The 13,669-nt window shown below is 70.1% G+C and carries 13 protein-coding genes; 1 reads left to right on the top strand and 12 read right to left on the bottom strand.

Annotation, left to right across the window (positions count from 1 at the left end; translation table 11 throughout):
- Window positions 1-7 precede the first annotated feature (7 nt).
- Complete coding sequence (locus FFS10_RS05915; RefSeq protein ID WP_137892541.1) at window positions 8-706, bottom strand: REP-associated tyrosine transposase; 699 nt, start codon at window positions 704-706, stop codon at window positions 8-10.
- 120 nt (window positions 707-826) lie between these two features.
- Here FFS10_RS05915 and FFS10_RS05910 point away from each other — a divergent pair, with 120 nt between their 5' ends.
- A complete protein-coding gene (locus tag FFS10_RS05910; RefSeq protein WP_137892539.1) occupies window positions 827-2,662 on the top strand; it encodes a phosphodiesterase in 1,836 nt (611 codons plus the stop codon).
- Between the two features lie 30 nt (window positions 2,663-2,692).
- On the opposite strand, the gene FFS10_RS05905 is transcribed toward FFS10_RS05910, so the two are convergent.
- Genes FFS10_RS05905 through FFS10_RS05855 form a run of 11 tightly spaced genes read right to left on the bottom strand, consistent with a single transcriptional unit; the run spans window position 2,693 to window position 13,371 of the window.
- A complete protein-coding gene (locus FFS10_RS05905) occupies window positions 2,693-3,622 on the bottom strand; it encodes a class I SAM-dependent methyltransferase (protein WP_137892537.1) in 930 nt (309 codons plus the stop codon).
- Window positions 3,619-4,203 (bottom strand): DUF1415 domain-containing protein, encoded by a 585-nt coding sequence (locus FFS10_RS05900; protein ID WP_137892535.1) that lies wholly within the window; start codon window positions 4,201-4,203, stop codon window positions 3,619-3,621. Before FFS10_RS05900 ends, FFS10_RS05905 begins: the two co-directional genes overlap by 4 nt.
- Window positions 4,204-4,227: 24 nt before the next feature.
- A complete protein-coding gene (locus FFS10_RS05895) occupies window positions 4,228-5,436 on the bottom strand; it encodes an MFS transporter (RefSeq protein ID WP_137892533.1) in 1,209 nt (402 codons plus the stop codon).
- Window positions 5,433-6,575, bottom strand: a complete 1,143-nt coding sequence (locus FFS10_RS05890) for a deoxyguanosinetriphosphate triphosphohydrolase (protein ID WP_137892531.1) — start codon at window positions 6,573-6,575, stop codon at window positions 5,433-5,435. Before FFS10_RS05890 ends, FFS10_RS05895 begins: the two co-directional genes overlap by 4 nt.
- 26 nt (window positions 6,576-6,601) lie before the next feature.
- Window positions 6,602-7,714, bottom strand: a complete 1,113-nt coding sequence (aroB, locus tag FFS10_RS05885; protein WP_137892529.1) for a 3-dehydroquinate synthase — start codon at window positions 7,712-7,714, stop codon at window positions 6,602-6,604.
- Window positions 7,715-7,745: 31 nt separating this feature from the next.
- Window positions 7,746-8,273 (bottom strand): shikimate kinase, encoded by a 528-nt coding sequence (locus FFS10_RS05880; protein ID WP_171016073.1) that lies wholly within the window; start codon window positions 8,271-8,273, stop codon window positions 7,746-7,748.
- Between the two features lie 23 nt (window positions 8,274-8,296).
- A complete protein-coding gene (locus tag FFS10_RS05875) occupies window positions 8,297-10,447 on the bottom strand; it encodes a type IV pilus secretin PilQ (protein ID WP_137892528.1) in 2,151 nt (716 codons plus the stop codon).
- A complete protein-coding gene (locus tag FFS10_RS05870) occupies window positions 10,444-10,986 on the bottom strand; it encodes a pilus assembly protein PilP (protein ID WP_137892526.1) in 543 nt (180 codons plus the stop codon). The genes FFS10_RS05875 and FFS10_RS05870 overlap by 4 nt, the downstream gene beginning before the upstream one ends.
- The gene (locus FFS10_RS05865; protein ID WP_137892525.1) at window positions 10,983-11,651 is read right to left on the bottom strand and encodes a type IV pilus inner membrane component PilO; all 669 of its coding nucleotides are present in this window, start codon (window positions 11,649-11,651) and stop codon (window positions 10,983-10,985) included. Before FFS10_RS05865 ends, FFS10_RS05870 begins: the two co-directional genes overlap by 4 nt.
- An 11-nt stretch (window positions 11,652-11,662) precedes the next feature.
- Window positions 11,663-12,295, bottom strand: coding sequence for a PilN domain-containing protein (locus FFS10_RS05860; protein ID WP_137892523.1), 633 nt, complete (start codon window positions 12,293-12,295; stop codon window positions 11,663-11,665).
- Complete coding sequence (locus tag FFS10_RS05855; RefSeq protein ID WP_137892521.1) at window positions 12,292-13,371, bottom strand: pilus assembly protein PilM; 1,080 nt, start codon at window positions 13,369-13,371, stop codon at window positions 12,292-12,294. Before FFS10_RS05855 ends, FFS10_RS05860 begins: the two co-directional genes overlap by 4 nt.
- Window positions 13,372-13,669: the final 298 nt, after the last annotated feature.

The following is a 13,669-nucleotide window of genomic DNA, read 5'->3' as shown; positions in this document are numbered from 1 at the left end:
CCGACCTTCAACCGGTCTTGCGATCCGCAGCGGGCCGGCCCGCCCTCCCCTTGCTGACACGGCGCTCGGTCCGCCGCTGCAACTCGGCCACGAAGTCCGTGTCGCCGAGCGCCCAGCCGCGCAGCGCCGACTGGGTCAGGGCCTGCTGCTGCGCGGGGCTGAGGCCTGCGCGCACCAGCTCCGCATAGGCCGCCTCGCGCGCGAACGGGGTATTGCCGAGCTGCCAGTAAAGCGCGTGCGGCGTGATCAGGCGGTCGTGGCGCAGGCCGATGTAGTGGCCATGGCTGGACCAGGGGTAGTCGCGCGGGTCGGCCACCAGGCCGGCGCGCACCGGGTTCAGGTCGATGTAGGCCATGCAGGCCAGCAGGTGACGCTCGGCCTGGATCAGGGTCGAGCGGTAGCGCCCCTCCCAGAGGGTGCCGCTGCGGCCCTGGCTGTCGTTGAAATGGCGCACGTAGCGCCGCCCCACGGCCTGCATCATCTGCGGCAGCCCTTGCGCCGTCTCGGGCGTGGCCAGCAGGTGGAAATGGTTGTCCATCAGCACATAGGCGTGCAAGGCCACGCCGAACTGGGCCGCGTACTCGGCCAGCAGCGCGAGCAGGCGCTCACGGTCGGCCGGCGTCGCGAAGATGGGCTGACGGTTGTTGCCACGCTGGATCACGTGGTGCGCGTAGCCGGGCAGAGTCAGACGGGGCAGGCGGGCCATGGGCGGAGTGGCGAAGCAAAGCGGCATGTTAATGGCTCGCAGCCGGGAAGATCGTCGGAGGCTGTCACGCCAAAGTCACACGACTGTCACACCACCGAAGTAAAAACACCAGTCCGCCCTATGAACATGGCCTCGCTCTCCAGCAACTGCCCGCCGGCCACAGTACGCGAACTGCTGGCCAGCGACGCCCTGGACATCCATTTCCAGCCCATCGTCGGCCTGGGCCAGGCCGACATCCACGGCCACGAGGCCCTGGTGCGGCCGCCGCCGGACAGCCCCTGGCCCGCCCCCGACCGCCTGTTCGCCGCCGCGCGCCTGGAGGGCCTGGCAATCGAGCTGGAGCTGGCCTGCCTGCGCCGGGCCCTGCGCTGCTGGCATCAACAGGCGCAGCCCGGCCGCCTGTTCGTGAACATGAGCGCCTCGGCACTGGTCGCGGGCACGGGCCGGGAGGGCCTGGCGCACGCGGTGCAGCCCGAGGATACCGGCGCGCTGGCGCTGTCCGGCGTGGTGATCGAGCTGACCGAGCACGAGCATGTGCACGACATGCCGGCCCTGCAGGAGGCCATGGCGACGCTGCGCAGCGCCGGCATCTCGCTGGCGCTCGACGATTTCGGCGACGGCCGCTCCAGCCTGCGCCTGTGGTCCGAGCTGCGCCCCGAGTACGTGAAGATCGACAAGTACTTCACGCGCCAGGTCAACACCACCAGCCACAAGCTGCAGACTTACCGCGCCCTGCTGCAGATCGCCGAGACCTTCGGCGCGCAGCTGGTCGCCGAGGGCGTGGAAACGGCGGACGAGCTGCGCGTGCTGCGCGACATCGGCGTGCCCATGGCCCAGGGCTTCTTTCTCGGCCGACCCGCACCGCAGGCCCTTCAGGCGCTGGCCGAGGCGCCGCGCCAGGTGCTGCACAGCCGAGAGATCGCCGTGCTGCCGCAGCAGCGCCACGCCAGCAACCGCGCCCTGACGGCCGAAAGCCTGCGCATCCCCGCCCCCGCCATCTCCCCCGAGCTCTGCCACGACGACGTGGTCACCCTGTTTCGCCAGCATGAGCAGCTGCACGCCCTGCCGCTGGTGAAGGACGGGCAGCCGGTGGGCCTGGTGCTGCGCCAGCGCATACAGGACCTGTACCTGAGACCCTACTTCAGGGAGCTGATGGGCCGCCGCCCTTGCCGGCTGCACGCCAACCTGCAGCCCCTGGTCGTGGAAACGCACACCCCGATCGAAGACCTGACGCAGGTGCTGACCTCCAGCGACCAGCGCTACCTGACCGAGGGCTTCATCCTCACCGAGCGCGGACGCTACCGCGGCCTGGGCACGGGCGAGCAGCTGGTGCGCGCGGTGACCGAGGCGCGCATCGAGGCGGCCCGCCACGCCAACCCGCTGACCTTTCTGCCCGGCAACCTGCCCATCACCATCCACATCGAGCGCCTGCTCGCCAGCGGCCACGACTTCGTCGCCTGCTACGCCGACCTGAACCAGTTCAAGCCCTTCAACGACCATTACGGCTACTGGCGCGGCGATGAAATGATCCGGCTCCAGGCCGAGGCCATCGTCTCGGCCTGCGACCCGCGCCGCGACTTCGTGGGCCATGTGGGCGGCGACGACTTCGTGATGCTGCTGCAAAGCCGCGACTGGGAAGCCCGCTGCGCCCGCGCCGTGCAGCGCTTCAACCAGGGCGCGCTGGCGCTGTTCGATCCCGAGGCCCGCCAGGCGGGCGGCATCCACGCCGAAGACCGGCAGGGCGTGGTGCGCTTTCACGGCTGCACCACGCTGAGCATAGGCGTGATCCAGGTCGGCCCGGGCATGTTCGGCAGCGCCGAAGAAGTGGCGTCGGCCGCGGCGGCGGCCAAGCACCGCGCCAAACAGCAGCGCGTCGGCATTTTCCGGATGGACGCGCTCGAAGCCCGCAGCCATTTCGCCCCCGAGCCCAATCCCTACGCGGCCCCCTGCAGCTGACGGGCCATCCCGGCGCCGGGCCGGCCGGGTTCAGACCGGCGGCACGCCGGGGCCGGCCGCCGCCAGGTCCTGCACCATCGCCGACGCCGGGCCGAGCCCGGAAAAACGTGTCTGCAGCAGGTCCTGCAGGCCGAACTGCACGAGGATGGCCTGCAGCCGCTCGGCCGCGCTGCGCTTTCTCTGACCGGTGTAGCTGGCGATGATGAGCTCGTTCTTCAGGCTGTGTTCCCAGCCCACGAGCTCGGTCACCGTGACCTGGTAGCCGCAGGCCTCCAGGTACAGGCAGCGCAGCACATTGGTCAGCTGGCTGCCCAGCTCGCGCGTGTGCAGCGGATGGCGCCAGAGCTCGGCCAGCGGCGTGCGCGCCAGCTGCAGCGCCTTGTTCTGGCGCAGGCTGGCGGCCACCTCGGCCTGGCAGCAGGGCACCAGCACCATGTGGCGGGCCTGCTTCTGCAGGCCGAAGGCGATCGCGTCGTCGGTGGCGGTGTCGCAGGCGTGCAGCGCCGTCACCACGTCGATGCGCGCCGGCAGCGCCTCGGACTGCGCCGACTCGGCCACCGTGAGGTTGAGAAAGGACATGCGCTCGAAACCCAGGCGCGCCGCCAGCTCGCGCGAGCGCTGCACCAGCTCGGGCCGGGTCTCTATGCCGTAGATGTGGCCGCGCCCCAGGGTCTTGAAGTACAGGTCGTAGACGATGAAGCCGAGGTAGGACTTGCCGGCGCCATGGTCGGCCAGGGTGATGCCGGCCTCCGACTCGGGCAGCTCCCGCAGCAGCTTCTCGATGAACTGGTAGAGGTGGTAGACCTGCTTGAGCTTGCGCCGCGAGTCCTGGTTGAGCCGGCCCTCGCGCGTGAGGATGTGCAGCGCCTTGAGCAGTTCCACCGACTGGCCGGGCCGCAGCTCGGCCAGCACCTCGGCCACCGGCTGCGAGGCCGACGCCATGCCCTTGCGCGGCTTCATGGCCGCCCCCCGCCTTCGGTTCCGGCGGCCGGCGACGGGCCTACGTCGAGCGCGCGCCAGCCCTCGGGGCCGAGCCGCTCCAGGGTGGCCATGTTGGTCTCGTAGATCGTCTCGGCCTCGGGAAAGGCCTGGACCGCGCGGTCCAAGCTGGCCTCGCGCAGCAGGTGCAGCGTCGGGTGGGGCGCGCGGTTGGTGAAGTTCGTGATGTCGTCAGGGTCCGTGCCGGCGAACCGGTAGCGCGGGTGGAAGCTGGCGATCTGCAGCACGCCCTCCAGGTCGAGCTCGGCCAGGGCCTGGTCGGCCTCGGCCAGGAAGTCGTTGAAATCGAGGAAGTCGGGAAAGGCGAGCGGCGCGATCAGCAGCGTGGTGTCGCGCTGCTGCGCATCCATGGCGGCCAGGTCGCGCAGTTCGGCCAGCAGGTCGCGGCGCAGCTCGGCGGCGCAGCTCGCCGCGCTGACGGCGTAGTGGATCTGGCCCTTGACATGCACGGCCTTGGCAAACGGGCAGAGGTTCAGGCCTATGACCGCGCGCTCGAGCCAGCGGCGCATGTCCTGTTCGACGGTCGGTGCTTCGTATGGCATGGCCCCGATTGTGACCGCCCCGCCTCAGCCGCGCCGCAGCCGGGCCATGCGCAGCGCCAGCCCCATGCCGACGGCCGAGCAGGCCCCGGTAACGGCCCAGGTCCAGCCCCAGCCGCCCACCTGACCTGCCACCCAGGCGACCAGCGGCGGGCCGAAGAACTGGCCCAGGGCCGACCATTGCTGGACCCAGCCCACGGTGGTCGAGACCGTGCGTTCGTTGGGCGCAAGATGCACGGCCTGCGAGAACAGGGTGCCGGGGATCAGGCCGCCCAGGGCGGAAAACAGCAGCACGCCGGCGTAGCGCAGGGCCGGCGATGCGCCCTCCCCGAGGCCGAAGGCCAGCCAGGCGCCCGCGAACATGGCGACAAAGCCCAGGTGGAGCAGCCGCCGCGCAGGCACGCCGCGCTGCAGCAGGCGGCCCGAGGCGATGTTGCCGCTCATGTTGACGGCGGCGGCCAGCGCGGTCAGGGCCCCGGCCGCGCCGCCCGCCAGGCCGGCCTGGGCGTAGACCGTGGGCAGGAAACCGATCACGGCCAGCCACTGGCCCGAATACATGGCGAAGCACAGTGCCACCAGCCAGGGCCCCGGCGCCCCCAGGGTCTGGCGCAGGCGCGGCCACCAGCCTCCCGCCATGGCCACGGACGGGGCTGGTGCGCCGGCCTGCCGCGCCGCATCCGAGGGCAGGGCCTGGGCCAGCCACAGCGCCATCGCGCCCGAAAGCAGCGCCAACAGCCACCACCAGCCCTGCCAGCCCAGGACCGCCATGACCCAGGGGCCGGCCAGCAGGGCCAGGGCCGTACCCAGCGGCATGTAGGCGCCCCACAGGCCCAGCATGGCACTCAGGCGCGCGGGCGCCACCAGCTGGCGCACCAGGCTGGGCGCAGGCAGCGAGACCAGCAGGAAGCCGAAACCCTCGAGCGCACGCAGCACCAGCAGATCGGCCGGGCCGCGCGCCCAGCCGCCCAGCAGGCCGGCCGCGCACAGCACGCCCAGGCCGATCAGCATGCTGCGCCGCAGGCCCAGGCCGTCGGCGGCGAGCCCCACGGCCAGGCCCAGGCCCATGCCGGCCAGCTGCACCAGCGAGAGCAGGAAGCCGGCCTGCAGCAGGCTCACTCCCAGCGCTTCGCGCAGCACCGGCAGGGCCGGCGGCAGCTTGCCCACGTGCAGCGCCGCGCTGACGCCGGCGAGGATCACGAGCAGCGCCGGATCGATCCCCCTCCTGGCCATGCTCATGGCAGCAGGCGGCGCCCGCTGAGCCGCTCGTGCTCGCGCGCGGCAAAGCGGTCGGTCATGCCGGCGATGTAGTCGGCCACCGCGCGCGGGGTGTCGGCGCGCGCGGCGAAGCCCGCCGGCATCTGGGCCGGATCGGCGCAGTAGGCGTCGAACAGCTCGCGCACCACGGCCCGGGCCTGGTCCGTGGTCTGCACCACCTGCGGGTGGCGGTAGAGGTTGGCGAACAGGAAGCGCTTGAGCGCGCCGGACTGCTCGCGCATGGCTTCGCTGAACAGCACCAGCGGCCCGGCCCGGCGCGCCGCGTCGGCGCTGTCCGGCGCGGCCGTCGCGAGAGCGGCCCGCGTCGCCGCGATCACGTCGTAGACCTGGGCGCTGAGCATGCGGCGTATGGTTTCGTAGAGCAGGCGCCGTCCTTGGCCAGCCTCGCCCAGGCCCGGGTGCTGGGCCAGGGCCTCGAGCCGGTGGCGCTCGAACAGCTCGACCGCTTCGAGCTGGGCCAGCGTGATCAGGCCGGAGCGCACGCCGTCGTCGATGTCGTGCGCGTTGTAGGCGATCTCGTCGGCCAGGTTGCACAGCTGGGCCTCCAGGCTGGGCTCGCTGCGGTCCAGGAAGCGGCGCGCCACGCCGCCGGGCTCGGCCGCCTCGAGCTTCTCGGCGTTGGCGCGCGAGCAGTGCTTGAGGATGCCCTCGCGCGTCTCGAAGCTCAGGTTGAGCCCGTCGTAGGCCGGGTAGCGTTCTTCGAGCTGGTCGACCACGCGCAGGCTCTGCAGGTTGTGCTCGAAGCCGCCATGGCCGGCCATGCAGGCGTTCAGCGCGTCCTGCCCGGCGTGGCCGAAGGGCGTGTGGCCCAGGTCGTGCGCCAGGGCGACGGCCTCGACCAGGTCCTCGTTGAGTCCCAGCGAACGCGCGATCGATCGGCCCAGCTGCGCCACCTCGAGCGAATGCGTGAGCCGGGTACGGAACAGGTCGCCCTCGTGGTTGAGGAACACCTGGGTCTTGTAGACCAGGCGCCGGAAGGCCGTGGAGTGCACGATGCGGTCGCGGTCGCGCTGGAACTCGGTGCGCGTGGGCGCCGGCACCTCGGCGTGGCGGCGGCCGCGCGAGCGCGCGGGGTCGCAGGCGTAGGGCGCGAGCGTCATGACTTGAGCGCCGCAGCCCCCCAGGCTCATCCCTTGCAGCACGCGTCTATGACCTCGCGCACCAGCGCGTCAGGAGCGCCGCGCAGCAGCGCGCGCCCGGGCGGGTCGATCACGACGAAGCGGATCTCGCCGCCCTCGGCCTTCTTGTCCACGCGCATCAGCTCGAGGTAGCGCCCGGCGTTGTCGTCCGGGTCCAGCACCGGGGCGCGCACCGGCAGGCCCGCGCGGCCGATCAGGGCCGCGAGCCGCTGCACGAAGGCCTCGTCGACCCCGCCCAGGCGCTGAGACAGCCGCGCCGCCATGACCATGCCGCAGCCCACGGCCTCGCCGTGCAGCCAGGCGCCGTAGCCCATGCCCGCCTCGATGGCGTGGCCGAAGGTGTGGCCGAAGTTGAGGATGGCGCGCAGGCCCGACTCGCGCTCGTCCTCGCCCACCACGGCCGCCTTGATCTGGCAGCTGCGCTGCACCGCGTGCGCCAGCGCCGCCGGATTGCGCGCCACCAGCGCGTCCATACCGGCCTCGATCCAGTCCAGGAAGTCCAGGTCGGCGATCGGGCCGTATTTGATGACCTCGGCCAGGCCCGCGCTGAGCTCGCGCGGCGGCAGGGTCTTGAGCGTGTCGAGGTCGCAGACCACCAGGCGCGGCTGGTAGAAGGCGCCTATCATGTTCTTGCCCAGGGGGTGGTTGATCGCGGTCTTGCCGCCGACCGAGGAGTCGACCTGGGCCAGCAGCGTGGTCGGCACCTGGACGAAGGGCACGCCGCGCATGTAGCTGGCCGCGGCGAAGCCGGTCATGTCGCCGACCACCCCGCCGCCCAGGGCGTAGAGCACGGTTTTGCGGTCGCAGCCGTTGGACAGCAGGGCATCGAAGATCAGGTTCAGCGTGGCCCAGGTCTTGTGCGCCTCGCCGTCGGGCAGGGTGACGACATGGACCGCCCGGTGGCGCCCGGCCAGCGCGCCGCGCAGGCGCTCGGCGTAGAGCGGACCCACGGTGGTGTTGGTGACGATCAGCGCGGCGCTGGACGCCGGCACGGCGGCATAGGTCTGGGGCGCGTCGAACAGGGCCGGGCCGATGACGATGGGGTAGCTGCGCTCGCCGAGCGAGATGGCAACCTGCTGGGAGACGGATGGGGCTTGCATACCCCGAGTTTAGGGGCTGCGTGACACAAGCTCAGTGTGGAGGGAGCACGCCCGCCAGTTCCAGCTGCATGGTGATCATGTTGACCAGGGTGGCCACGGAAGGCCGCCCGGTCTCGATCACGAACTGGGCCGCATCACGGTACAGGGGATCGCGCGCCGCGAACAGGTCGCGCAGCCGGGTCAGCGGGTCCTCGACCTGCAGCAGCGGCCGGCTCACGTCGTGGCGCAGGCGGCGAAACACTTCCTCGGGAGTGGAGCGAAGGTAGACCACCTGGCAGCGCGCGCGCAGGTGCTCGCGGTTGGCGGGCCGCAGCACGGCCCCGCCGCCGGTGGCGAGCACGCCGCGGTGCTCGCGCGAGAGGTCGTCGATCGCCGCCTCTTCCACATCGCGGAATCTAGCCTCGCCCTCGCGGTCGAAATACTCGCGGATCGAGCAGCCCAGGCGCTCCTCGATCACATGGTCGGAGTCGACGAAGGGGACCGCGAGCCGGCGCGCCAGTTGTCGTCCGACGGTGGATTTTCCAGAGCCGGGCAGACCGACCAGAGCAATGACAGTCACGAAATCAAGTTAAGGCGCTCAAGTTAACGCGCAGCAGTCCGGTCGGAAATCATCTTGGGCGTGATGAACACCAGCATTTCCTGCTTGTTGGTGCTGCGCGACCTGGTCTTGAACAGGTTTCCGACCGCCGGCAGGTCGCCCAGCAATGGTACCTTGGTTTCGCTGTCCGACTCGTTGAGCTCGAAAATGCCGCCGATCACCACGGTGCCGCCGTTCTCCACCAGCACCTGGGTCTTGATGTGCTTGGTGTTGATCGCGAAACCGGCCGCCGTGGCCTGGCCCACGCTGTCCTTGTTCACGTCCAGGTCCAGGATGATGTTGCCCTCGGGCGTGATCTGGGGCGTCACTTCCAGCTTCAGGTTGGCCTTGCGAAAGGCGATCGAGGTCGCGCCGCTGGCGGTGGCGACCTGGTAGGGCAGCTCGGTGCCCTGCTCGATCAGGGCCTTGGTCTGGTCGGCCGTCACCACGCGCGGGCTGGACACCACCTTGCCCTTGCCGTCGGCCTCGAGCGCGGAGATCTCGAGGTTCAGGAAGCGGTTGGCGGCGGAGCCGAACAGCGAGATCGCGAACGAGGCCGGGTTGTAGCCGTTCAGGCCCACCGCCGGCAGGTTGAAGAAGCTGGTGTTGACCGTGGTGAGCTCGGTGTCGCTCTCGCGCGTCATGCCGGTCACCGCGTTGTAGGTGGCGCCGTAGGCCGCCCGGTTGGCGCCGAAGCTGTAGCCGGGCGTGCCGCCGCGCGGGTTGCTGGTGCGCAGGTCGCTGCCGCCCAGGCGCATGCCCAGGGACTTGCCGAAGGTGTCCGAGGCCTCGACGATGCGCGCCTCGATCAGCACCTGGCGCACCGCCACGTCGAGCTTGGCGATCAGGGCCTGCACCTGCTCGAGGCGCGAGGTGATGTCCGAGACGAACAGCTGGTTGGTGCGCGGCTCGGCGATCACGCTGCCGCGCGGGCTCAGGATGCGCGCGCTGCCGGCACCGCTCGAGCCAGTGCCGCCGCCACCGGCCGTGAGCTGGCCGGCGATGTCGGCGGCCTTGGTGTAGTTGAGCTGGAAGGCCTGGGTGCGCAGCGGCTCCAGCCCCTGGATCGCGGCCTTGGCCTCGAGCTCCTGCTTTTCCTTGGCGGCGATCTCGTCGCGCGGCGCGATCCACAGCACGTTGCCGACCTTGCGCTTGTCCAGGCCCTTGGCCTGCAGGATGATGTCCAGCGCCTGGTCCCAGGGCACGTCCTTCAGGCGCAGGGTCACCGCGCCCGAGACCGAATCCGAGGTCACGATGTTGAAGCTGGTGAAGTCGGCGATCACCTGCAGCAGCGAGCGCACCTCGATGTTCTGGAAGTTCAGCGAGAGCTTCTCGCCGCTGTAGCCCGGGCCCTGGGTCAGCTTGGTCGGGTCGACCTTCTGCGGGCGCACCTCGACCACCAGCTGGTTGTCGCTCTGGTAGGCGCTGTGCTCCCAGTCGCCGCGCGGCTCGATCACCATGCGCACGCGCTCGCCGACCTGCTGCGTGGTCACGGCCTGCACCGGCGTGCCGAAGTCAGACACGTCCAGACGCCGGCGCAGGCCCTCGGGCAGCGTGGTCTTGAGGAACTCCACCACCAGGGTCTTGCCCTGCGGGCGGATGTCGACGCCGACCTGGTCGTTGGCCAGGTCCACCACCACGCGGCCCGCGTTGTCGGGGCCGCGGCGGAAATCCACGTCCCTGAGCGGCAGCGCGTCGCGGTTGCGGCTCTCGGCGAACACCGGCGCCGCGGCCGCCACCGGCGCAGCTCCGGCCACCGGCTCGAGCGTGACCCACAGGGTCTTGCCGCGCAGCTCGGTCTTGTAGGCCGTGGGCTGCTTGAGGTTGAGCACCAGGCGCGAGCGCTCGCCCGACTGCACCACGTTGACCGAGCGCAGGTTGCCCTGGTTGATCTCCACGCTGGAGCGGCCCATGGCGTTGCTGACGCCGGGGAAGTCGAGCGCGATGCGGGCCGGCGACTGGATGGCGAAGCCGGTCGGCGCCGCCGCCAGGGGCTGGGACAGGTCCACGCGGACCACCTCCACCCCGCCCTGGACCGAGCCGGTCACGGCCTCGATCGCAGTCTGGGCCTGGGCGGACAGAGCGCCCAGCAGGCCGCCCAGGGCCAGCAGGCCGCTGGCCAGCCAGCGTTGCATCGTGATGTTCTGGTGCTTCATTTCGACCTCTCTTGCAGCTGCAACGAGGCAGCACGTTCGATCCACTCGCCCGCGGCATCCTGGACGATTTCACGCAAAGTCAGCTCGGTCTCGCTGATCCGGGTGACCTTGCCGTAGTTCTGCCCCAGGTAGCTGCCGGCGCGGACCTGGTAGAGCAGGTTGTCCACCTTGACCAGGGCCACGCGCTGGCCCGCCTTGTTCAGGCTGCCGACCATGGACATGGCGTCGAGCGGGAAGCTCTCCAGCGGCTCCTTGCGCCGGTTCAGCTCGGGCGCGATCAGGGCCGTGTTGCCGGGCTGGGCCGCCGCCTGGCGCAGCGCCTGGGTCAGCTTCTGGTTGCTGAAGGGCTCGACCGCCCCATCCTGCTGGTAGGCCTGAGGCACGAAGCGCTTGGGTTCGGGAATCGGCGTCACGCGCGGCTTGGTCAGCGCGCGCTGCTCGTTCATCCATTGCCGCAACTCGTCTTCGTCCGAGCCGCCGCAGCCCGCGAGCAGCAGGCCGGCCAGCAGCGCCGTCCCCATGGTACGCAAGGCCATCATTTCTTCGCTCCCGGTTTGGCCGCCTTGCGCTGGGCCGCCACTTCCTCGAGGTCGAGGTAGCGGAAGGTCCTGGCCGTGGCGTCCAACGTGAGCGAGCCGTCGCGCGCCGGCGTGATGCTGAGGTTGTTCAGGGTCACGATGCGCGACAGGTTGGCGACGTCGGCGGTGAACGAGCCGATGTCGTGGAAACGGCCGGTCACCTTGAGCGCGATCGGCAGCTCGGCGTAGTACTCGCGCACGTTGACCAGGCCGGGGCGGAACAGGTCGAACTGCAGGCTGCGGCCGAGGCCCGCCTGGTTGATGTCGGACAGCAGGGCGTCCATCTCGGCCTTGCTCGGCAGCTGCTTCTCCAGCTGGGTCACGTACTGCAGGACCTGCTCGCGCTGCTTCTTCAGCGCCTCCAGGTTGACCGCCTGGGCCACCTTCTTGCTGTAGTCCTGGCGCAGCTGGGTCTCGCGCCGGCGCTCGGCCTCCAGCTCGTCGGCCGAGTCCTGCAGCCAGAGGAACCACAGCAGGGTCACGACCATCACGGTCACGGCCGCGCACAGCAGGTACTTGGGCAGGTCCGGCCAGGAGGCCGGGTCGTTGGGGTCGAGGCCGCTGAACTGCTTGCGCAGCTTGCCCTGCACGGCCGCGAAATCGATGCTGGAGTTTCTGAAAGCCATGGCGGTTCCGATCACGATCTGGCGGAAGCCGACGCCGCCCCCGACGCGGCGGAGGCCGGCGCCGAGGCCGCGGCCTGCGCCTCGCTGGCACGCTTGAGATGCACGCGCAGGCTGAAGTTGGCCACGCGGCGCTGGTCGCGCGGCGCCAGCGTGACCTGGCCCGCGACCACCTCGACGAGCTCGGGGCGCGTGAGCCATTCGCTGCGGTAGGACAGGTTGCGCAGCAGCTCGGAGACCCGCTCGTTCGACTGCGCCACGCCCTGCAGCGTGACGACCTGGTTCTCCTGGCGCATGCCGGTCAGGTAGACGCCGTCGGGCAACTGGCGCACCAGTTCGTTGAGCAGGTGCACCGGCAGGTTGCGGTCGGCCTGCAGGTCCTCGACGGCCTGCTGGCGCGCGCGCAGCGCGGCGATCTCGGCCTGCAGCGTGGCGATGTCCTTGATCTGCGCCTCCAGCCGCACGATCTCGGTCTGCAGCAGCTGGTTCCTGTCCTGCTGGCTGCCGATCTTGGCCTGGTACCAGGTGAACACGGCGGCCGCGATCAGGCCGCCGAGCAGGGCCGATCCGCCCAGGGTGGCGTAGAAGATCTCGCGCCGGCGCTTGCGGGCCGCCTCCCGGTGCGGCAAGAGGTTGATCAGGATCACTGCAGGAACCTCCGCATGGCCAGGCCGCAGGCCGTGAGATAGGAAGGCGCCTCGCGCCTGAGTTTCTTCTCGCGCACGCCGCTGCTGATCTCCATGTCGTGGAAGGGATTGGCCAGGCTGCAGGCGAAGGAGGTGTGACGGGTGACGGCCTCGGTCAGGCCGGGCAGCACCGAGGAGCCGCCGGCCAGCAGCACGTAGTCCACCCGGTGGTAAGGCGTGCTGGTGAAGAAGAACTGCAGGGCGCGGCCGATCTCCTGCGCGAGGCTCTCTATGAAGGGCTCGAGCAGGCTCTGCTCGTAGTCCTCGGGCAGGTCGCCGTTGCGCTTCTTGATCTCGGCCTCTTCCGGGGAAAAACCGTACTGGTTCACGATCTGCTGGGTCAGCAGGCCGCCGCCGAAGCCCTGGTCGCGCTCGTACAGCACGTCCTCGTTGCAGATCACCTGCATGCTGGCCGTCAGCGCGCCGATCTCGAACAGGGCCACCACCACGTCCTTGCCGCCGTCGGGCAGGGTTTCGATCAGGCGGGTGGCGGCCAGGCGCGAGGCATAGGACTCGACGTCGAGGATCACCGGGAGCAGGCCGGCGGCTTCGGCCAGGCCCTGGCGGTCCTGCACCTTCTCCTTGCGCGAGGCCGCGATCAGCACCTCGACGTCGCCGGCCGAGCCGGGGCTGGGCCCGGCGACGCAGAAGTCCAGGCTGACCTCGTCGAGCGAGAACGGGATGTACTGGTTGGCCTCGGACTCGACCTGGGCCTCGAGCTCGGCCTCGCTGAGGCCGGCGGGCAGCGTGATCTTCTTGGTGATGACGGCCGACGGCGCCAGCGCCATCGCCACGTTGCGCGTGCGGGTGCCGCTTTTCTTCACTACGCGGCGCAGCGCTTCCGCCACTTCGTCGAAATTCTCGACATTGCCATCCGTGACCCATCCCGGCTCCAGCGGCTCGAGCGCGCAGCACTCGAGCACCAGCTGCCCGGCCTTGCCGTGCCCCAGCTCCACCAGCTTGATGCTGGAGGAGCTGATGTCCAGCCCCAGCAAGGGCGCGGACTGACGATTCAACAACGACCCCAGAGCGTTCAAGGCTAGCCTCCCCATGTAACCAACCGCTACACGGCCGGAATGACTTAAGAATCCACTTGAATCCTATCAGCAGGCCCCTTGTCGGCCAAAGGATTTTCCGGTTTTCCCCCCTCTCATGCGTTGCCAAAAGCCGACGCTTGCCGGGCCCCTCGCGCGTCACCACTGGAGACAAATGCGACAACAGCCCCCAACAAGTCACGGGTCGTCACCTCCCCTCGCAGCGCCCGGACATGACTAATTTTTATAATGCTGACGCGGCTTTACACGATTCCATATGCCCCCTCACTCGCACCCCGAA

The sequence above is a fragment of the Ramlibacter sp. 2FC genome (genome assembly GCF_005503345.1).
In the GTDB taxonomy this organism is placed as follows: domain Bacteria; phylum Pseudomonadota; class Gammaproteobacteria; order Burkholderiales; family Burkholderiaceae_C; genus SCMQ01.
This window is presented reverse-complemented; position numbering and strand designations above follow the sequence as displayed.